Consider the following 18,953-nt stretch of genomic DNA (forward strand, 5'->3'; position numbering starts at 1 on the left):
TTTCATTCCGAGACACCTGTTCCGATCCGCGAGACGATTTCGTCCCAGAAGCCGGGCATGGTCTCCCAGGGGTCGACCCGGCCACCGCGATCGGTGCGGTCGGTGAAGTAGATCGTGGCCGCGCCGTGCCACCGTGCGATGCGCAGCGCCTCCTCCAGGTGGGGGCGGGGCACTCCGTGGACGAAGTGGCAGAAACGCTCCGGAGAATGCTCTGCGGTCCATTCGGCCGCCTGCGACCAGCGGTAGTCGTTCCAGGCGCCGGCGAAGGTCACCAGCTGGTCGGCGATCTCGGCGTAGCCGGGGTACGGGTGGGCGCCGTGACCGAGGACGATGTGGGCGTCGTCACTCAGGCCGCGCAGCGCGCCCACCGTGTGACGGACGCCGGGGAGTTCGGCGCGTCCTGCGGGACAGCGCCGGAGAAGGAAGCCGTCGACCCGGTACCAGTCGAGGTACCGCTGTGCGTCGCCCCGCACAGCGCCCTGCGGGCGCAGGCCGGAGCCGGCGTCGAGGCGGCCGAGGACGCGGACGCCGGAGTTGCGCAGGCGGCCGACGGCCTCCAGGCACTGCGGGTCGGGCCGGGTACCGGGCCCGTCGGCGACGTCCAGGACGACCCAGTGCAGGGGGGCGCCGGGCCGGGCCAGCTCGGCCCACTCGGCCCGGGCGAGCAGGGGGTGCGCGAGTCCGGGGACGCCGAAGCCGGCACGGATGTCGGTGCTCTGGGCACCCGCCGGGGTACTGGTCAGATACGGCATGCCGCCTCCATCCAGATGTCGGCGAGTGACTCCTCCAGGTTGATCCGGGGACGCCAGCCGAGCCGGTCGCGTGCGGTGCGCACATCGGCCTGCTGCCAGCTGCCGCAGCCGTCGGGGTAGGGGAAGGCGACGGGTGCCGGGTGGTCGGAGTCGGCGCGGGGGTGGCCGATGGACGCCCGCAGCGGGCCGGGGGGCCCGTCGAGTTCGTGGAGGGCGCCGCCGTATCCGGCGACGCGGGCCAGGACGGCGGCGGCGTCCCGCAGCCGGACGGCACGGCCGGAACCGATGTTGATGACGCCCTGCGCGGCCGACAGCGAGGCGGCGTGCACGGCCCGGGCGACGTCCCGGACGTCGACGAAGTCGCGCTGGACACCGAGACCGCCGACCTTGAGTTCGCCGTCCCCGGACTGCATGGCGCGGCGCATGGCCTCGGCGAGCCGGCCGAGTGGGGAGCCGGCCGGGGTTCCGGGTCCGGCGGGCGAGAAGACGCGGAGGACGACGGCGTCGAGGCCGGACCCGAGGACGAGTTCGGTGGCGGCGAGCTTGCTGACGCCGTACGGGCCGCCGGGACGGGGCACGGCGTCCTCGGCGGTGGACGAACCGGGCTGACTCGGGCCGTACTCGGCACCGCAGCCGATCTGGACCAGACGGGCGCCGCAGCCGCTGCGTCGCAGGGCCTCGCAGACGGTGGCGACGGCGACGGTGTTGTGCCGGGTGAGGTCACGGGCGCCGCCACGGGTGGCGCCGGCGCAGTTGACGACGACCTGGGGGTGGACCGCGTCGAGGAAGCGGGTGAGTGCTCCGGGGCTGCCGGTGGCGAGGTCGAAGCGGACGTCGGCGTCGTCGCCGCGGCCGAGTGCGGTGAGCTGGACGGCCGGGTCGGCGAGCAGCCGGTCGGCGACGAAGCGGCCGAGATAGCCGTTGGCTCCGATCAGCAGGACCCTCATCGCACGGCTCCCCGGGCCGAATCCTCGGGTCGGGACGTGATCATCTGGTGTTCTCCTTCGGGGTGTTCCGATGGTGTGCGGACCGGCGCGGGTGACGTGGGGGGCGGATCACCGCGGGTCGCTCGGTCGTACGTGGGCGGAGGCACGGGAAAGGGTGCGGGCCGCGTGGGTCAGCAGGATCAGGGCGCCCGTCCCGCACGCCAGGGCCGGCACGCCGCCGGGGCCCCAGGCCGCCACGAGGGTTTCGACGGGGACCGCCAGGAAACCGCAGCCGGGCAGGCGGGCCGCGAGGACGGTGGCCGTGGCGGCGGCCTCGGCGGCGGCGACCGCGGTGAGGATGACCGCGGGGGCGTGGGTGAAGCCGTGGATGTGGAGGAGGCGGGCGAGCAGGAGGAGAGCGCCCAGCGCGAGAGACCGGGCGTAGTCGGCGGGTTCGTCCAGGACCGCGGCGCAGACGGCGAGAAGGGCCGTCAGGAGACCGAGGTACAGGGCGATCGCGCTCGCCAGCAGCGGGCGTACGGCTGCGGCGAAGTCCGTCAGCATGCGGCTGGCGGCCATTCTGCGGCGGGCTCCCTCGGCGAGGACGTGGGCGGCGAGGGCCGCGGGCAGGCAGGACAGCAGAAGAGCGAGCACGGGGACGGCCGTCAGCGGCCAGGGCCCACCGGGGGTGCCGTCGGGCAGTCCGTCGGGGCCCCCGTGGACGGCGGCGCGCAGCAGCGCGTCGCCGAGGGCGGCGTAGCCGAGCAGCCACCAGACCCGGGATCTGGTGCCCGTGGGGCGCGGGCTGCTCCGCGCGCGACCTCCGGGACTCAGCGGCCCGCGGCCGAGGGCCGCGCGGACGCCCAGGACCAGGGCGAGAAGGCCGGCGGCGGCCACGTACAGGCGGGCGCGTCCCTCCGCGAGGTGCATTCCGGCCACCGCGGCGGCGCCGGCCGCGCCCGGCAGGAGGGCGAGCAGCATCCAGTCGGGGCGCGGCCGGCCGGTCTCGGGGGCGGTGACCGTGCCGGCGGGGGTGTCTTCGCCGCGGGGCACGCGCGCGTACATCTCCTCCGCGAGGGAGAACACGTCCCGGTGCCGGAAGCCCGCGGCGGTGCGATCGGTGACGCCGTGCGCCTCCAGACCCGCCGCGATCTCCAGCGGGTCGACGGCCCGTGCGCACAGCTCGCGGTGCCGGTGCATCAGGGCCTTGACGGGGTCCGCGCCGCCCCGCCGGCGGTCGGTGGAACGGTGGTCGGGCCCCGCGGCCTCGACGTCGGGGACGCCACCGGAGCGCGGCCCCGGGACGGGTGCCGCGCCGGGTGCCCCGTCACGGGCAGGTGCCCCGTCGGGCGCGGGCGTGCCCGCGGGGCCGGGCGCGTGCGGCAGTGCCTGTGAGCGGGGGTCCCGGGCTCTCGTGCCGGCCGGTGTTCCCGGGCGGTCCAGTTCTCCGAGGCCGCTCATCGCGCTCCCTCCCCCGCGGGCACCGGCACCGAGGCGCGGACGGGTGGTCCGGCCGCCCAGGCCGGTCCGCCCCGGGCCACCACGCGGGTGCCCGGAGCGGTCCAGCGCCCGGGCACGTGGGCCTCGGCGGGCACGCCGAACGGCAGGGGCTCGCCGGTGCCGTCGACGACGACCCGGTTGACCGGGCTACTGGAGACGAGCTCCAGGTAAATGCCGTGAAATGCCGCGATGTTCTGCTCGACGGTGAAGAGTTCGAGGGCACGCGCGCGTGCGGCGGCGCCCAGGCGTGCACGGCGCTCGGGGTCGCGCAGCAGTGCGACGCACGCCTCGGCGAGCGCCCGCGGATTGCGCGGGGGTACGACGACCCCCGTACCGCCGATGACCTCCACCACCGCGCCCACGTCCGTCGACACGGTCGCGAGCCCGCAGAACATCGCCTCGACCAGGCCGACGGGGAAGCCCTCGACGACGCTCGACAGCACACTCACCGCTCCGCAGGCGTACGCGTCGGCGAGGGTGGCGGTCTCGTGACCGCCGAGCTCCTCGAAGGAGACGGGATTGCTGCCCACGGCGTGCAGTCCGTCGGCCTCGTCGGGGAAGAGCTGGGCGGCGAGCGCACGGCAGTGGCCGAGGTAGGCCTGTCCTTCGGCCCCGGTGCCGGTGACGACGAAGCGCAGGCGGGCCTTCGGCTCCTCCTTGCGGACCTCGGCGAACGCGTGCAGCAGCGACACCAGGTCCTTGGCGGGTTCCACCCGGCCCACCCACACCAGCGTGTCGGGCTCGCGCTCCTCGGGCGACTCCCCGACCTCGGCGAAGCGGGCGGCGTTCATGCCGGGGTAGACCATGCGGACCTTCGCGGGGTCGGCGCCGCACCGCTCCTGCCAGCGGCGGGCGTGGGCGTTGCCGGGCGTGACGCGGGCGGCCCGGCCGTAGACCTCGGCGGCGAGCCGGCCGTGGAAGGCGGCGAGCAGGGCCCGGACGGCGGGCGCGTCCCCGGCGCCTTCCGGGTGCGGCGCGCCTCCCGCGGCCGGGGCGGCTCCGGAGGTCAGGTAGTGCGTCCGCAGCCGCACCCCGTACTCGGTCACCAGCAGGGGTACGCCGAAGAAGTGGGCGGCCAGCAGGCCGGGCAGGGCGGCTGTGCCGCCGGCGGCCGCGTGGCACACGTCGACGGCGCCGAGCCCGTCGTCCTCGTACCAGTCGAGCGAGAGGGGACGCAGGGCCTGTTCCAGGCGCCCCGCGACGGTCAGCAGGTCCGGCACACGGGCCTCGCGTGCGTGCCGCAGTGCGCCCGGCGCGCGACAGGCGCGTTCGAGGGCGCGTACCGCCCCTTCCGAGCGCAGCGCCCCGACCAGACCGCCCTCGTCGCGGGCGACTTCGGCCAGACCGAGGAGCGCGCTGCTGAAACGGTCCGCCTCGGCGGTGTGCGCGCCCTCGGCCGGTTCGCCGCCCTGACCGTCGGCACCCCCGGCGCACAGGGCCGCGGCGAGTTCCCCGTAGCACTGGGCGAACCGCCGGAGCGCGCGCCGTCCCAGCGCCGCCCCGTCGTGCTCCGCCCTCCACAGGGGCGCGGTGCGCACCCTGCTGACCTGCGGCGGCAGCGGGATCCAGCCCTCGTCCTCCTGGCGCTCACTGCGGCTGAGCGCGTAGATGTCGAACTCGTGCTGCCCGAGCCCGCGCACGAGCCGGTCGCACCACAGCCCTGCGTCACCGCTCACATACGGATAGCCACCCTCCGTAAGCAGTCCGATGCGCACGAGTACACCCCCGATCTCCCGTATGGGGAGCCGCCGTTGGTCCGGCGGCTCGCAGCGGGACGAACGTATGCGGACAAGGCGGTGGCGCGACGGACGGTTGTCCGTCGCGCCACCAAAAGGGGTGAACGGTCGTAACTTTCCCGTGCGGGTCGCGTTCGGTCGGGCTAAGAGATCACATGACCGCGAAGTGACACGTCACGCGCCCCGGCCCGGCGCACAGCCGGGTTCCAGGGCGTGTTTCGAAGGAGTGTCGTCCACCCGAAGGGCGGGCAGGCGGGACTTTCGAGGCACGCCCTATGGGTACGGCCAGGCGTTGGGGAGGCAGTGGATCCCGTCGTGGTCGAGGAACTTGGTCTGCTGCTGCATGACCGGCGCGAGGTCGCCGTCCTTCTCGCAGTTGCGGTGTCCGTAGCCGAGGCGGTGGCCGATCTCGTGGTTGATCAGCATCTGCCGGTAGGCACGGATCCGGTCCCCGAAGGTCGAGGAACCCTGGGCCCAGCGGTACGCGTTGATCATCACCCGCTCGGTGGCGGCGGAGTCGCAGGAGACGTGCTCCTCGCTGGTGTCCAGTCCGGACTTGGCGCACCAGACGTCGGTCGTGCCGGGGCTGGCGAGCGTGATGACGAAGTCGGGCTGGCCGGACCGGACGCGCTCGAAGGTGCGCTCGCCGCGGTGGGCCCAGCTGCGGTCGTCGTTGAGCGTCCTCTGCACGGCCTGGGCGAACAGCTCGGCGTCGAGTCCGAGCCCCTGCTCGACGTCCACGCGGTACGTGTACTTGCGTCCCTTGCCGGGTGCCTCGTCGACGCCGGGCACCGCGTCGAACCGTCCCGGCCCCTTCAGGTCCGGGTCGAACGCGTACTTCCGGTCGAGCTTCTGCTCGTACGTCAGGGCCACCGCACGCGTCGGGGACGAGGGGCTCGGCCGTCCGTCACTGCGCGAGGCGGAGTCGTGGGCGTCCCGCGCCTGACCGGTGGGAGACGGTGTCCGCGCACCGTCCTCGCCGGTGCCGGTGACCTGCCCGGCGACGACGACGGCGAGCACGGTGGTCACGGCGGCTGCCGCGACGCCGGTGAAGGTCCGCCCCCTGGTGCCCTTCGCGCGGTCCGGCTCGCCGGCCGGCGGCGCACCGTCGGCGAGGTCGTGGCCGGTGCCGGCAGCGCTGCCGGTGAGCCCGGCGCCCGGGACGCCGAAGTCCCGGTCCGTGACGGAGGCGTACGGGTCCGGGCCCCGGGGCGGCACCGGTGCCCGCCTGCGGGGCGGGGTGAAGACATCGTCGGCCACGGCGTCGAAGGCGTCGACGTACTCCTGCCGGGGCCCGCTCCGCGGCGCCTGCCGCTGCCGGGGCAGACCCGGCCCGTCCGGCTGCCCGTACCGGGTACCGCCTGCGCCTTCTCCCAGCTCACCCCAGCCGCCCCCGGCCTCCCGCTGCTCGGGGTGACCACCGCGCACCCGGGGGGTGCCGTGGGCCGGGGTGCCCTGAACCGCCCCGCCGCCGGGCACACGCGGAACACCGTGTGCGGGCGTGCCGTCGGGGAACCGCGGAACGCCTCGGCCGGACGTGCCGTCGGGGAACCGCGGAACGCCTCGGCCGGACGTGCCGTCGGGGAAGCGGGGCGCGCCTTGCGCGGGCGTACCGTCCGCATACCGCGGCACCCCGTGCGCGGGCGTGCCACCGCCGTATCCCGGAGCACCGTGCGCGGGCGTTCCGTACCCCTGCGGCACCGGTCCGCCGGGCGCGGGTCCCCGCCACGGGGTCCCGCCGGACGGCGGCGGTGCCTGTGCGGGCGGTGCCTGCTCGGCCCGGCCCTCCCCGGATTTCGCTCTTCCCCCGGACGCGCTCTTCGGAGCGGGTCCACGCCTGCTGTGGCGTCCCACGTCGCCCCTCAGCTCCCCTGGCTCGGGGACGCGGAGGTCCCGGACTCGTCACGGCGGTCACCGGGGGTGGTCGTGTCCGCCAGGAGGTCCCGGAACGCCGCGGCGACGGTGTCCGGGTACTCCATCATCGCCACGTGCCCGGCGTCCGGCATGGTCAGCAGGCGGCTGTCGCGGAAGGTGCGAGCGGCCCTGTGGGCCATGCGGAATCCGACGAGCTGGTCCCGGCCGCCGTAGACGAGCAGGGTCGGGGCGAGCACGCGCTCGGCCTGCCGCCACAAGCCGTGCTGACCGCCGAGGGTGTACGCGTTCACCAGACCGCGGGCGGAGCGGGCCATCGCGTCCCAGAAGTACGGCAGCAGGAGCCGCCGCTCCAGTTCCTCCACCGCATGCCGGAAGGCCTCGGGCGTCACCCGGGAGGGGTCGCCGTAGCAGAGACCCATGACGCCGCGGACCCGCTGCTCGGCGCTCCATTCGCGGGTGAGACGGGTGAAGAGCGCGGCCACGCCGGGAACGCCGAGGAGCCCGGTCGGCACGGCGGTGCGCTGGACGCGCAGCTCCGGCAGGGCGGGGGAGACGAGGGTGAGCGTGCGGACGAGGTCGGGCCGCAGCGCGGCCACGCGCGTGGAGACGGCCCCGCCGAGGGAGTTCCCGAGGAGGTGGACGGGACCGCGGCCGGACGCGTCGAGGTAGCGGATCACCGCGCGGGCGTGCCCGCTGACCGAGTAGTCGCCGTCGTCCGGTGGCGGGGAGTCGCCGAAGCCCGGCAGGTCGACCGCCTCGCTCTCGACGGCCCCGTCGAGCTCGGCCATCAGCGACGACCAGTTCTGCGAGGAGCCTCCGAGACCGTGGACGTACAGCGCGAGCGGCAGTCCCTCGCGGGCGGGGGGCCTGGAGCGGACCGTCAGGGTGACGCCCGGCAGTCCGACCGACCGCAGCCGCTCGCCCTCCGCGACCCGGACGGACCCCGTCCTCGGGACGAGGTCGTTGGGCGGCACGGACGGCAGCTCGGTCGAAGACATGCGGCAATGTTACGAGACGATCACGCCCTGGTTCACGTGTTCGGCATCACAGCGAGACGGAACGGGCCGGGCGGCACAAGGGTCGTCTCAGGTCATGGACGCGAATGTATGGCATGGCGTCCGAATCGGGTGTCTCCTAGGCTCATGAAGAGGGCACCCGCGTGGGACCCCTGCTTCAGGGACAGACGCAGGAAGTTCACAGGAAGTAGGAAGGGAGCCCGTCCGTGGCCGTAGACCCCACCGACCCCGAGACCTTCGAGGAGACCGAGGAGCGCGACGCCGCGGAGGTCGACGTCGAGGCTCCCGAGAACGACGCCGCCGAGCAGCACGCCGACGTCTCGCCCGACCGCGACGACCCGCTGGAGGGCGTGGACCCGGCGCGAGCCAACGAGGCGGACCTGATCGAGCAGGCGCGCGTGGTCTCCCTCGACGAGGACGACTACCGCTGACCGTTCACACCGGCAGCCCGCTGAGCTGGAGAGAGGACTTCGTTTGCCCGCTTGGCCCCGCTTTCAAACCTTCCGCACGACTTTCGCCACCGTCCGGTCCATGAAATTCTGCGCTCGCACCGCGCACACCCGGGTTACCGAAAAGTACGATGGCGACGCGGCGCACACCGCAAGTGGACGACTTTGGGAGGCGGCGTGACAGCCATCGAGCAGACAGAGGCGGCACGCCCGCGGGGTACGCGCCTGCCGCGCCGAGCCCGACGGAACCAGCTGCTGGGCGCCGCCCAGGAAGTCTTCGTGGCGCAGGGCTACCACGCCGCCGCCATGGACGACATCGCCGAGCGCGCGGGCGTCAGCAAGCCGGTGCTCTACCAGCACTTCCCGGGCAAGCTCGACCTCTACCTCGCCCTGCTGGACCAGCACTGCGAGGCGCTGATCCAGGCGGTGCGCAACGCGCTCGCGTCCACCACCGACAACAAGCAGCGCGTGCGGGCGACCATGGACGCCTACTTCGCGTACGTCGAGGACGAGGGCGGCGCCTTCCGCCTGGTCTTCGAGTCGGACCTGACCAACGAGTCCGCCGTGCGCGAGCGCGTCGACAAGGTCACCAACGAGTGCGCCGAGGCGATCTGTGACGTCATCGCCGAGGACACGGGTCTCTCCCGCGCCGAGTCGATGCTGCTCGCCTCCGGCCTCGGGGGACTGGCCCAGGTGGTGGCCCGCGCCTGGCTCAACAGCGACCGCAGCGTCCCGCGCGACGAGGCGGTGCAGCTCCTGGCGTCGCTGGCCTGGCGCGGCATCGCCGGCTTCCCGCTGCACGGCAGCGAACAGCAGCAGCACTGACCGCGCGCGGCCGGGCTCGGCGGACGGACGGGGCCGTGCGCGATGTGTTCCCGCGCGATGTTCGCTCCTGGCGTGCTGGCGCGGAGCGTGCACGTCCCCTCACCGGGCTAATGTGTGCTGGGTACAGCGCGGTAGATCGCGCACTTCACTGACCGTCGGAGGGACATAGCCGTGGAGGTCAAGATCGGCGTGCAGCACGCGCCCCGCGAGATCGTTCTGGAGAGCGGTCAGAGTGCCGAGGAGGTCGAGCGGGCGGTGTCCGAGGCGCTCGCCGGGAAGTCGCCACTGCTGAGCCTGGTGGACGAGCACGGCCGCAGGATCCTGGTTCCGGCCGACCGCCTCGCGTACATCGAGATCGGCGAGCCGGCTCCGCGCAAGGTGGGCTTCGGCGCCCTGTAGGAGGGCGCGCGCCCGACACGGCGGAAGGGCCCGGTGACGTCACGGTGTGTGGCGCCACCGGGCCCTTCCGTTGGCCTGGAACCACCCGGACCTGCCGGGACCGTCCCGCGGGGTGCCGGGCCGGCCGCGCCGCGCACCGGCCGCGGAATTCCGTCGCCCCGCCACCCGACCACTCACCTGGCCCCGTTTCCGCCACGGACGGAGCACAGGCGCGCCCTGCAGGAGGATTGTCTTCCGCAGGTCACGGGTATGACGGGCGGTGACCGGGGCGCCACCTCGGTGACCGTCCGGCCGCGTGGGAGGGACCCGGCATGATCTTGGAAGCGCTCGGCTCCGTTGTGATCGGTCTCGCCCTCGCCTGGGCGGCCCTGCACCGCCTGGCGCACCGGCTGCCGACCCGCCTCCTGGTGTTCGCGACCGGGGTCGCCGGGGCCCTGTTCGGCGACTTCGTCACCCACAGCGCGCTGGACCCCGGCAGCCTCGTCGCGAGCCTGGTCGGCGCGACGATCGTCTCCGCCGCGTCCCTCTCCCTGCTGCTGCGCCCCGCGGGGCGCCTTCGGCGCCGATCGGCGCCGGCGTAGGCCCGGCCGGTAGCCGCCCCGACGGGCGGGGGCGGGGCGGTGGCCGCCCCGCCGCGCGCCGCGTCAGGGGCGAGGTCAGGCGGCCAGACCCAGCGCCGCCATCCGCTTGGTGTGCGCCTCGGTGATCCGCGAGAACATCCTGCCGACCTCGGCCAGATCGAAGCCGTCCGCGACACCGCCGACGAGCATCGTGGACAGGGCGTCCCGGTCGGCGACCACGCGCTGGGACTGCGACAGCGCCTCGCCCATCAGCCGCCGTGCCCACAGCGCGAGCCGGCCGCCGACCCGCGGGTCGGCGTCGATCGCGGCGCGCACCCGGTCGACGGCGAAACCGGCGTGGCCGGTGTCGTCGAGCACGGCCAGCACCAGCGAGCGGGTGTCGGAGTCCAGGCGGGCGGCGACCTCGCGGTAGAAGTCGCTGGCGATCGAGTCCCCGACGTACGCCTTGACCAGTCCCTCCAGCCAGTCCGAGGGCGCGGTCTGCTTGTGGAAGCCGTCGAGCGCGGCCACGAAGGGCTCCATCGCCAGGGTCGGGTCCTCGCCGATCCCGGTCAGCCGGTCGCGCAGCCGCTCGAAGTGGTGGAACTCGGCCGACGCCATCTTCGCCAGCTCGGCCTTGTCCTCCAGCGTCGGCGCCAGTTTCGCGTCCTCCGCGAGCCGCTCGAACGCCGCCAGCTCGCCGTACGCGAGCGCGCCGAGCAGGTCCACGACCGCGGCCTGGTACTGCGGATCGGCGGAGGCGGTCGCCCAGTCCTGGGCCGCGACTCCGGTGGCCTCGGCCGAGGCCTCTTCGGGGGCGTTGTCAGGCTTGTCAGACGTCGTCATGAAGCGCACAATAGCCCCCCTGCCGCGCAAGGGAAGTTCCTGGTCAGTCACTGTGGCCACGACGACGCGGCGCCCCACTGGATCACTGTGACGACGGCAACGTGACCGAATCGGCCATCGCATGTGCGGCAATCCGGGGTATGGTGGTAATGCGCCTGCCGAATATTCGACGGGCCGCGCGTATGAGGATGCCCGGTCGGTGGCCCGATCGGCTCCGACCCGACAGCCCTCCCCGACCGTACGTCACCGTGCGTACGGCCCCCGGAGGGGGACACCCTCAGCGGTACGAAGGCTAGAGCGTCGGTAGAGGTCCCGTGCCATACGGCTTGCCCAGGCGGTTTGCCCGTACGGCAGCCGACGTCCCCGGCACGGTCCGTCCAAGACCCCCGCGCTCGCCTCGCACCGCGTACACAGAAGAGGCAGCACCCTGACTACGACGTTTCGAGAACTCGGAATCCTCCCCGAGACCGCCGAGGCCCTGGAGGCCGTCGGCATCGTCACTCCCTTCCCCATCCAGGAGATGACCCTTCCCGTCGCCCTCGCCGGCACGGACGTCATCGGCCAGGCCAAGACCGGAACGGGCAAGACCCTCGGTTTCGGCCTCCCGCTCCTGGAGCGCGTGACCGTCCCCGCCGACGTCGAGGCCGGCCGCGCCCGGGCCGAGGAACTCACCGAAGCCCCGCAGGCGCTCGTCGTCGTCCCCACGCGCGAGCTGTGCACGCAGGTCACCAACGACCTGCTCACCGCGGGCAAGGTCCGCAACGTGCGCGTGACGGCGATCTACGGCGGCCGGGCGTACGAGCCCCAGGTGGAGGCGCTGAAGAAGGGCGTCGACGTGGTCGTCGGCACCCCTGGCCGGCTGCTGGACCTCGCGGGCCAGAAGAAGCTGAACCTGAACCACGTCAAGTCGCTCGTCCTCGACGAGGCCGACGAGATGCTCGACCTGGGCTTCCTGCCCGACGTCGAGAAGATCATCGGCATGCTGCCGACCAGGCGCCAGACGATGCTGTTCTCGGCGACCATGCCGGGCGCGGTCATCGGCCTGGCCCGCCGCTACATGTCGCAGCCGACCCACATCCGCGCCGCCGACCCGGCCGACGACGGCATCACACACGCGAACATCAAGCAGTTCGCGTACCGTGCGCACTCCCTGGACAAGCAGGAGATGGTCGCCCGCATCCTCCAGGCAGAGGGTCGCGGACTCGCGATGATCTTCGCGCGGACGAAGCGCACGGCCGCCGACGTCGCCGACCAGCTCAAGCGCCGCGGATTCGCGGCCGGCGCCGTCCACGGCGACCTCGGCCAGGGCGCCCGCGAGCAGGCGCTGCGCGCCTTCCGCAACGGCAAGGTCGACGTGCTGGTGTGCACCGACGTCGCCGCCCGCGGCATCGACGTCGAGGGCGTCACCCACGTCGTCAACTACCAGTCGCCCGAGGACGAGAAGACGTACCTGCACCGCATCGGCCGCACGGGCCGCGCCGGGGCGAAGGGCACGGCCATCACGTTCATCGACTGGGACGACATCCCGCGCTGGCAGCTGATCAACAAGGCGCTGGAGCTGGACTTCAACGACCCCGTGGAGACGTACTCCACGTCCCCGCACCTCTTCTCCGACCTCGGCATCCCCGAGGGCACGAAGGGTGTCCTGCCCCGCTCCGAGCGCACCCGTGCGGGCCTGGACGCGGAGGAGCTGGAGGACCTGGGCGAGCCCGGCGGACGCGGCGGCCGGGGCGGTCGCGGACGCGGCGGCCGGGGCGAGGCCCATGCCGAGGAGCCGCGGAGCAGCCGTACGCCACGCCGTCGCCGCCGTACCCGCGGTGGAGCCGTGGTGGACGCGACGCCGGGCACCGAGCTGTCCCCCGCGGCGACGGAGGAGTCCGCTCCGCGCACGCTGCGCCGTCGCCGCCGTACCCGCGGTGGAGCGGCGCCCCAGGGCGAGCCGGCGGCCACCACCGCCGTGACGCCGGTCGCGGAGACCGAGGCCCCGCAGGCCGAGCCCGCGGCGACCGCGGTCGCCGCCTCCGCGGGTGCCGCCCTCGATGCCGTCGCCACCACGGAGAACCCGGCCAAGCCGCGTCGCCGCCGCACCCGCAAGTCGGCCGACCCGGCGGTGCCCGCGGCGGAGTCCGCGATCCCCGCGACCGAGGCCGCCCCGGCTGCCGAGGCTCCGGCGGAGGCCGAGCCGAAGGCCGCCGCGCCGCGCCGCCGCACGCGCAAGGCCGCCACCGCCGCTCCGGCAGCCGCCGAGACGGCGGTCGCCACCGCGGAGGGCACCCAGGCCGCCGAGGCGACGGAAGCGACCGAGGCCAAGCCGAAGACCCGCCGCACCCGCAAGACAGCGGCACCGGCAACAGAAGCCGTCGACACCGCGGACGGCACGGCAGAGGCCACCGAGGCCAAGCCGAAGACCCGCCGCACCCGCAAGACAGCGGCACCGGCAACAGAAGCCGTCGACACCGCGGACGGCACGGCAGAGGCCACCGAGGCCAAGCCGAAGACCCGCCGCACCCGCAAGACAGCGGCACCGGCAACAGAAGCCGTCGACACCGCGGACGGCACGGCAGAGGCCACCGAGGCCAAGCCGAAGACCCGCCGCACCCGCAAGACAGCGGCACCGGCAACAGAAGCCGTCGACACCGCGGACGGCACGGCAGAGGCCACCGAGGCCAAGCCGAAGACCCGCCGCACCCGCAAGACGGCCGCCACGGCGGAAGCAGCCACCGCCGATATCCCGGCGCAGGCCACGCAGGAGCCGGAGCAGGCCAAGCCGAAGACCCGCCGCACCCGCAAGGTCGCAGCCTCCGCGGACTCCGCGGAAGGCTGATCCCGGCGCACGGCTGGACAGCCCGTCCCCGGCGGGCCTCCGGCCACAGGCCCGCCTCCCCGATGGCCCGGTCCCACCTCGTGTGGGGCCGGGCCATCGGTATGCGGGCCGGGCCCTGGGGTACGGGGCCCGGCCGCCGTCCCGCCCCGCCGGTCTACCGGCTACCCTCACCCCGTGACCACGCCGCTTCCCTTCACGCCGCCCCCGGGCGCCCTCACCCGCCGTCTGCGCACGCCCCGCGGCGAGTTCGCCGTCATCGACATGCCCGTGCCTGCGGGTGTCATCGAGCGGGGCGTGGCGCTGCTGATGCCGGGATTCACCGGGAGCAAGGAGGACTTCGGCCTGATGCAGGGGCCTCTGGCGGAACGTGGGTACCGGACGGTGGCCGTGGACGGGCGCGGCCAGAACGAGTCGGACGGGCCCGCCGACGACGAGTCGGCCTACGCCCGGCGTGAGCTGGCCCTGGATGTGTCGGCACAGGTCGCCGGGCTCGACGTGCCGGGCCCGGTGCATCTCCTCGGGCACTCCCTGGGCGGGCAGATCGCCCGCGCCGCGGTCCTGCTGGACCACAGTCCCTTCCGCTCGCTCACGTTGATGGCGTCGGGCCCGGCGCAGGTCTCCGACTCGCAGCAGCAGCGGGTGAAGCTGCTGCAGGACGCACTCGCCGTGATGACGCCGGCCGAAGTGTGGGAGGCGATCCTGGCGATGGGCCCGCCGGAGGAGGTCGGCGGCCCGGCCCGCGGAATCGGCGACCTGCCGCAGTTGCGCGCCCGCTTCGTGAACACCCGCCCCGCCCAACTTGTGGCGACGGGAAGGCAGTTGTGCGCGGAGCCGGACCGCGTGGCGGAACTGACGGCCGTGCCGCTGCCGTTCCACGTGCTCTCGGGCGCCCGCGACGACGCATGGCCGGTGCCGGTGCTCGACGCGATGGCGGTGCGCTTGCGCGCACACCGGACGGTCGTCCCGGACGCCGAGCACTCGCCCAACGCCGACCAGCCTCTGCCGACGGCCCGCGCGGTCGCCGACTTCTGGGACGGCACCGCCGGCCGGCAGGAGGCGTAGGACCCTTCGCCGCGCTCACCCGTACGTCCCCGGTCCCGGGTCCGGGGCGCCGCAGTCCCGAACCCCCGGCACGGTGGCGTGCGTCCTCCGGCGCGGCGGGCCGGCCAGCTGGGCGGCCCGGCCCTAGGGCGTGTTTCGAAAGTGCTGGTCACAGCCACTCGTTGATGGCTGCGACCAGCACGGTCGCCTCGTAGCGGACGGCGAGTTTGTCGTATCTCGTGGCGACCGCGCGGTGGCGCTTGAGACGGTTGATGCCGCACTCCACCGCGTGGCGTTCTTTGTAGTCGGCCTTGTCGAACTTCGGCGGCCGGCCACCGTGGGAGCCGCGTTTCTTGCGGTTGGCGATCTGGTCGCGCTTCTCCGGGATCGTGCAGCGGATGCCGCGCTTGCGCAGGTAGGCGCGGTTCGCGCGGGAGCCGTATGCCTTGTCGGCTCGAACCCTGTCCGGCCGGGTGCGTGGGCGGCCCGGCCCGGGCCGGGGTACCCGGATGCGCCCCAGGACCACCTGGAACTGGGGGGAGTCACCGCGCTGCCCGGCCGTGATCACCAGCGACATCGGTTTCTGGGCCTGCTCAACGGCCAGGTGGAGTTTGGTCGTCAGCCCGCCCCGGGAGCGTCCGAGGCCGTGGTCGTCGGGCTCGGTGAAGACACCGCCCGGCGGTTCGACCTGCAGATCCCCTTTTTGCGGGCACCCGCCGCGTGCTGGTGGGCTCGGGCGATGGTCGAGTCCACCGAGACGTCCCAGGTGATCAGCCCTTCACCGTCAGCCCGGGCCTGCAACTGCATGAAGATGCGATGCCAGGTGCCGTCCCGCTGCCAGCGCCGGAACAGCCCATAGACCGTCTCCCACGGGCCGTACCGCTCGGGCACGTCCCGCCAGGGAGCACCAGCGCGGGTGCGCCAGCGTATGCCGTCTATCAACTGCCGCCTGGTGTGCACCGGCGGCCGTCCGGGCTTCTTGCCGACCGGGAGCAGCGGCTCCAGCCTCGCCCACTGCCCATTCGTCAGATCGTGCCTGCCCATGAAGTGGATCATGACACATCAAGATCCACTTCTGAAACACGCCCTAGAACCGTGTCTGCAGGTGCTCCCAGAATCCGTCCCTGAGCGCCCGCCGCAGGTCGGCCTGGCCGCGCAGCGAGTACTGCAGCAGTCCTTCCGCCTCCACGAGCAGGTCCTGGTCGACCGAACCGGGCAGATAGGGGTGGCCGGGCAGCAGCTCGGCCAGCGTCTCGCGACCCCGTGCGGCCAGCCACTTCGCGGCGATCTGGGCGCCGACGAAGCGGACGTCCTCGCGCGTCGGCCGGACGGAGGTGCCGCTCTCGTAGCTGGCCGCCGTGCGCCGGGAGACGTACGGCTTGAAGAACTCGAGGTCGAAGGTGCGCTCGCTGTCGACCTCCCACAGCAGCGGTTCCGCCTGGTTGCGTCCCTCGGGCGCCTCGATGCCCCACAGGTGGACCCGGGCTCCGTACCCCTGCGCCGCCTCGACCGCCGACACCAGGTCCTCGTCACCGCCGAGGAGGGCGGCGTCGCTGATGGCACGGTGCCGGGCGAGGGACTCCAGGTCGCTGCGGATGAGTGAGTCGACGCCCTTCTGCTGGTTGTTGGCGTTGAGGTTGCCCAGGCGGACCTTGACGTCCGGCAGTTCGGCGATGGACTGCTGCTCGGCGGTGTGGATGCGGCGCCGGGCACCGTCGTACCAGTAGACCCGGAGCAGCCGGCTGTCCGCGAAGATCGTGCGCGCCCGGTCGATGAGGGCCTCGATCAGACCCTCGGCGTCGAGGTCGAAGGCACGGCGGTCCTCGGTGCCGGCCACGAGCCGGCCCGAGGCGGCGTAGAGATAGCCCGCGTCGACGAAGATCGCATGGGTCGAGGGTGTCTTGGCGACCTCGGCGAGCATGCGCTGGAGCAGCTCGTTCGTGCGGTCGATACGGGCGGCCAGGGCCGCGAGGTCGTCGTTCATCGACTCCATTGTCCCGGTGGTCACGCTGCGAACACAACCGGTCCCGTTCAGTCCCCGATCCTTCTCCGACCGATCCTCTTACTGGTTAGTAATTAGCCGTTCGAAAAATTTCTTTAGCGTAGGGAATGTTCGTAACACAGGTCGTGTTGACTCCTACGGAACGCGAGAGGAAGGGGAAGCCACCATGCGCTTCGAAATCATGCGACTCGACGACGTCGACGGTACACCCGTGGACACCACCGTCGTGGACGCGGCCTCCGTCAACCGGATCGTGCAACAGGCCGCCTCGATCGGTCAGCGCCTGTGGATCCGCCCGGCCGGGAACGCGGCCTCGTAACAGCGCGACACCAGCACACCGGGGCGCGGCGGGAACGACCGGGGCGACGGAACGCACCGGAACCGGAACTCCACCGGAGAGCAGGACCGCGGTCGGCAGCTTCAGGAGCCCCGTACGGCACCGACGCCGTACGGGGCTCCTGCGTATGCGCGTCGCCCGGGGCCCGGCGCCCGTCAGGGGCCGCGCACCGGGCGGGCCTCAGGCGCCGTGGATCACCTGGGTGATGCCGTTGATGATCTGCTGCACGGCGATCGCGGAGAGCATCATGCCCGCGAGCCGCGTCACCAGCACCACACCGCCGTCCTTGATGACCCGGATGAGTAGCAGCGAGTAGCGCATCACGAGCCAGAGCACGACGTGGATGGCGAGGATCGCCGCCCACACGGACACCTGCATGGCCACGCCGTCGGCCTTCTGCACGGCGAGGATGACGGACACGATCGCGCCGGGACCGGCGAGCAGCGGCATGCCCAGCGGGACGAGGGCGACGTTCACGTCCTTGGTCTGCTTCGGCTCGTCGGTCTTGCCGGTGAGCAGGTCGAGGGCGATGAGCAGGAGCAGCAGTCCACCCGCGATCATCAGCGCGGGCACGGAGACGTGGAGGTAGTCGAGGATCTGGTGGCCGAGCAGGCCGAAGATCGTGATCACCCCGCCGGCCACGCAGACGGCCTGGAGTGCCATCCGCTTCTGCACGCGGGCCGGGCGGCCCCCGGTGAGCGCGATGAAGATCGGGGTGATCCCGGGGGGATCCATGATGACGAACAGGGTCAAGAAGAGCGAACCGAAGACGGCAACGTCGAACATGAGGGCCTTGCAGGTGAAGTGAGAGGGTGAGCGGACGACGGGAGGGCGGGCTCAGACCCCGCCGGCCCCCGGCACGGGGAAGGCCCCGGTCGCCCGCCGGGTGATCTCCCCGTAGATCTCGGGGTCGGTCGTGTACTCGCCGAGCACGCAGCTCTTGCGGCTGCCGTGGTAGTCGGACGAGCCGGTCACCAGCAGGCCCAGGTCTCCGGCGAGTCCGCGCAGCCGGGCCCGGGCCGGCGCGTCGTGGTCCATGTGGTCGACCTCGATGCCGTCCAGCCCGGCGGCGGCCAGCTCGGCGATCACGGACTCCGGGACCGTGCGCCCGCGCTTGCTCGCGGCGGGGTGCGCGAAGACGGCCACGCCGCCCGCACCCTTGATCAGCCGGATCGCCTCGAAGGGGTCGGTCTCGTGCTTCTCCACATGGGCCCGCCCGCCGTCGGCGAGCCACTCCGGCGTGAAGGCATCGCTCACGCTCGGTACGACGCCGAGTTCGACGAGGGCGGTGGCCACGTGCGGACGCCCCACAGAACCGTCGCCGGCGATCCGGGCGACCTGCTCCCAGGTGACGGGCACGCCCAGCTCGTTCAGCTTGGCGATCATCCCGCGGGCCCGCGGAACGCGGTCGTCCCGGACGAGCTCGCGCTCGGCGAGCAGGTCGGGCTCGGCGGGGTCGAAGAGGTAGGCCAGCATGTGCATGCTGACACCGTCCACCCTGCAGGACAGCTCCGCACCCGTGACCAGAGTGAGCCCCGGGGGCAGCGCGGCGACGGCCTCGTCGTACCCGCGCGTGGTGTCGTGGTCGGTCAGCGCGACGACGTCCAGACCTGCCGCCGCGGCATGGCGGACCAGCTCGGCCGGGGTGTCCGTACCGTCGGACGCGGTGGAGTGGGTGTGCAGATCGATGCGCACGACGCTGACTCCAGGCGGGGACGGACGGAAGCGGACACCCAAGGATAACCGGATTTCCCAGACCGATTGTCACACCCGAACCGAGCGGCGCCCCTTACATGGAACGCCTCCCTGGCAGCTCCGCCCCGGACCGCGGGGACGTTCCCCCTGGACCGCAGGAACTCCTGTCC

General features: G+C 73.2%; 18 protein-coding genes. 7 read left to right on the forward strand and 11 right to left on the reverse strand.

The window, feature by feature from the left end; all coding sequences use genetic code 11:
* Window positions 1–2: 2 nt before the first annotated feature.
* The 6 genes from I3F54_RS12885 to I3F54_RS12910 form a co-directional block, all read right to left on the reverse strand.
* Window positions 3–752 (reverse strand): spherulation-specific family 4 protein, encoded by a 750-nt coding sequence (locus I3F54_RS12885; RefSeq protein ID WP_240118843.1) that lies wholly within the window; start codon window positions 750–752, stop codon window positions 3–5.
* A complete protein-coding gene (locus tag I3F54_RS12890) occupies window positions 740–1,699 on the reverse strand; it encodes an NAD(P)-dependent oxidoreductase (RefSeq protein ID WP_240118844.1) in 960 nt (319 codons plus the stop codon). The genes I3F54_RS12885 and I3F54_RS12890 overlap by 13 nt, the downstream gene beginning before the upstream one ends.
* Before the next feature lie 108 nt (window positions 1,700–1,807).
* Entirely contained in the window at window positions 1,808–3,139 is a 1,332-nt protein-coding gene (locus I3F54_RS12895) for a hypothetical protein (RefSeq protein ID WP_240118845.1), read from the reverse strand.
* Window positions 3,136–4,893, reverse strand: coding sequence for a DUF3492 domain-containing protein (locus I3F54_RS12900; protein WP_240118846.1), 1,758 nt, complete (start codon window positions 4,891–4,893; stop codon window positions 3,136–3,138). Before I3F54_RS12900 ends, I3F54_RS12895 begins: the two co-directional genes overlap by 4 nt.
* Window positions 4,894–5,187: 294 nt before the next feature.
* On the reverse strand, window positions 5,188–6,768 hold the full coding sequence (locus I3F54_RS12905; RefSeq protein ID WP_240118847.1) for a DUF3152 domain-containing protein: 1,581 nt from the start codon (window positions 6,766–6,768) through the stop codon (window positions 5,188–5,190).
* Between the two features lie 8 nt (window positions 6,769–6,776).
* A complete protein-coding gene (locus tag I3F54_RS12910; protein ID WP_240118848.1) occupies window positions 6,777–7,787 on the reverse strand; it encodes an alpha/beta fold hydrolase in 1,011 nt (336 codons plus the stop codon).
* A gap of 224 nt (window positions 7,788–8,011) precedes the next feature.
* On the opposite strand from I3F54_RS12910, the gene I3F54_RS12915 reads away from it, so the two are divergent.
* The 4 genes from I3F54_RS12915 (at window position 8,012) to I3F54_RS12930 (ending at window position 10,059) form a co-directional block, all read left to right on the forward strand.
* Window positions 8,012–8,236: a hypothetical protein gene (locus I3F54_RS12915; protein ID WP_240118849.1), complete on the forward strand. Its 225-nt coding sequence runs from the start codon at window positions 8,012–8,014 to the stop codon at window positions 8,234–8,236.
* A 195-nt stretch (window positions 8,237–8,431) separates the two neighbouring features.
* Entirely contained in the window at window positions 8,432–9,079 is a 648-nt protein-coding gene (locus tag I3F54_RS12920; protein ID WP_205387346.1) for a TetR/AcrR family transcriptional regulator, read from the forward strand.
* A gap of 171 nt (window positions 9,080–9,250) precedes the next feature.
* On the forward strand, window positions 9,251–9,478 hold the full coding sequence (locus tag I3F54_RS12925; protein ID WP_205387347.1) for a DUF3107 domain-containing protein: 228 nt from the start codon (window positions 9,251–9,253) through the stop codon (window positions 9,476–9,478).
* Between the two features lie 311 nt (window positions 9,479–9,789).
* Window positions 9,790–10,059: a hypothetical protein gene (locus I3F54_RS12930; RefSeq protein ID WP_240118850.1), complete on the forward strand. Its 270-nt coding sequence runs from the start codon at window positions 9,790–9,792 to the stop codon at window positions 10,057–10,059.
* Between the two features lie 75 nt (window positions 10,060–10,134).
* On the opposite strand, the gene I3F54_RS12935 is transcribed toward I3F54_RS12930, so the two are convergent.
* Window positions 10,135–10,893 (reverse strand): ferritin-like fold-containing protein, encoded by a 759-nt coding sequence (locus I3F54_RS12935; RefSeq protein ID WP_240118851.1) that lies wholly within the window; start codon window positions 10,891–10,893, stop codon window positions 10,135–10,137.
* A 511-nt stretch (window positions 10,894–11,404) separates the two neighbouring features.
* On the opposite strand from I3F54_RS12935, the gene I3F54_RS12940 reads away from it, so the two are divergent.
* Together I3F54_RS12940 and I3F54_RS12945 are read left to right on the forward strand one after the other, a co-directional pair.
* Window positions 11,405–13,708 (forward strand): DEAD/DEAH box helicase, encoded by a 2,304-nt coding sequence (locus tag I3F54_RS12940; protein WP_240118852.1) that lies wholly within the window; start codon window positions 11,405–11,407, stop codon window positions 13,706–13,708.
* Between the two features lie 174 nt (window positions 13,709–13,882).
* Complete coding sequence (locus I3F54_RS12945; protein WP_240118853.1) at window positions 13,883–14,770, forward strand: alpha/beta fold hydrolase; 888 nt, start codon at window positions 13,883–13,885, stop codon at window positions 14,768–14,770.
* A gap of 148 nt (window positions 14,771–14,918) precedes the next feature.
* On the opposite strand, the gene I3F54_RS12950 is transcribed toward I3F54_RS12945, so the two are convergent.
* A protein-coding gene (locus I3F54_RS12950; protein WP_240118854.1) for an IS5 family transposase occupies window positions 14,919–15,793 on the reverse strand; the annotation gives its coding sequence in 2 pieces (ribosomal slippage) (window positions 14,919–15,412 and window positions 15,412–15,793; 876 coding nt in all).
* 43 nt (window positions 15,794–15,836) lie between these two features.
* On the reverse strand, window positions 15,837–16,733 hold the full coding sequence (locus tag I3F54_RS12955) for an NYN domain-containing protein (protein WP_240118855.1): 897 nt from the start codon (window positions 16,731–16,733) through the stop codon (window positions 15,837–15,839).
* A 184-nt stretch (window positions 16,734–16,917) separates the two neighbouring features.
* On the opposite strand from I3F54_RS12955, the gene I3F54_RS12960 reads away from it, so the two are divergent.
* The gene (locus tag I3F54_RS12960) at window positions 16,918–17,070 is read left to right on the forward strand and encodes a hypothetical protein (RefSeq protein WP_240118856.1); all 153 of its coding nucleotides are present in this window, start codon (window positions 16,918–16,920) and stop codon (window positions 17,068–17,070) included.
* A 198-nt stretch (window positions 17,071–17,268) separates the two neighbouring features.
* Here the strand turns inward: I3F54_RS12960 and I3F54_RS12965 are convergent, their stop codons facing one another.
* Both I3F54_RS12965 and I3F54_RS12970 read right to left on the reverse strand, forming a co-directional pair.
* The gene (locus tag I3F54_RS12965) at window positions 17,269–17,874 is read right to left on the reverse strand and encodes a MarC family protein (protein ID WP_240118857.1); all 606 of its coding nucleotides are present in this window, start codon (window positions 17,872–17,874) and stop codon (window positions 17,269–17,271) included.
* A gap of 51 nt (window positions 17,875–17,925) precedes the next feature.
* Window positions 17,926–18,783 carry a PHP domain-containing protein gene (locus tag I3F54_RS12970; protein ID WP_240118858.1) on the reverse strand — a complete coding sequence of 286 codons (858 nt, stop codon included), beginning with the start codon at window positions 18,781–18,783 and terminating at the stop codon, window positions 17,926–17,928.
* Window positions 18,784–18,953: the final 170 nt, after the last annotated feature.

Source organism: Streptomyces sp. MUM 2J (genome assembly GCF_022414535.1).
Lineage (GTDB): Bacteria > Actinomycetota > Actinomycetes > Streptomycetales > Streptomycetaceae > Streptomyces.

What these genes read in the sequence shown, in the direction of transcription:
- I3F54_RS12885 (WP_240118843.1), bottom strand. Translation starts at nt 752, where the DNA reads ATGCCGTATCTGACCAGTACCCCGGCGGGTGCCCAGAGCACCGACATC.
- I3F54_RS12890 (WP_240118844.1), bottom strand. Translation starts at nt 1,699, where the DNA reads ATGAGGGTCCTGCTGATCGGAGCCAACGGCTATCTCGGCCGCTTCGTC.
- I3F54_RS12895 (WP_240118845.1), bottom strand. Translation starts at nt 3,139, where the DNA reads ATGAGCGGCCTCGGAGAACTGGACCGCCCGGGAACACCGGCCGGCACG.
- I3F54_RS12910 (WP_240118848.1), bottom strand. Translation starts at nt 7,787, where the DNA reads ATGTCTTCGACCGAGCTGCCGTCCGTGCCGCCCAACGACCTCGTCCCG.
- I3F54_RS12930 (WP_240118850.1), top strand. Translation starts at nt 9,790, where the DNA reads ATGATCTTGGAAGCGCTCGGCTCCGTTGTGATCGGTCTCGCCCTCGCC.
- I3F54_RS12940 (WP_240118852.1), top strand. Translation starts at nt 11,405, where the DNA reads ATGACCCTTCCCGTCGCCCTCGCCGGCACGGACGTCATCGGCCAGGCC.
- I3F54_RS12955 (WP_240118855.1), bottom strand. Translation starts at nt 16,733, where the DNA reads ATGAACGACGACCTCGCGGCCCTGGCCGCCCGTATCGACCGCACGAAC.
- I3F54_RS12960 (WP_240118856.1), top strand. Translation starts at nt 16,918, where the DNA reads ATGCGCTTCGAAATCATGCGACTCGACGACGTCGACGGTACACCCGTG.
- I3F54_RS12965 (WP_240118857.1), bottom strand. Translation starts at nt 17,874, where the DNA reads ATGTTCGACGTTGCCGTCTTCGGTTCGCTCTTCTTGACCCTGTTCGTC.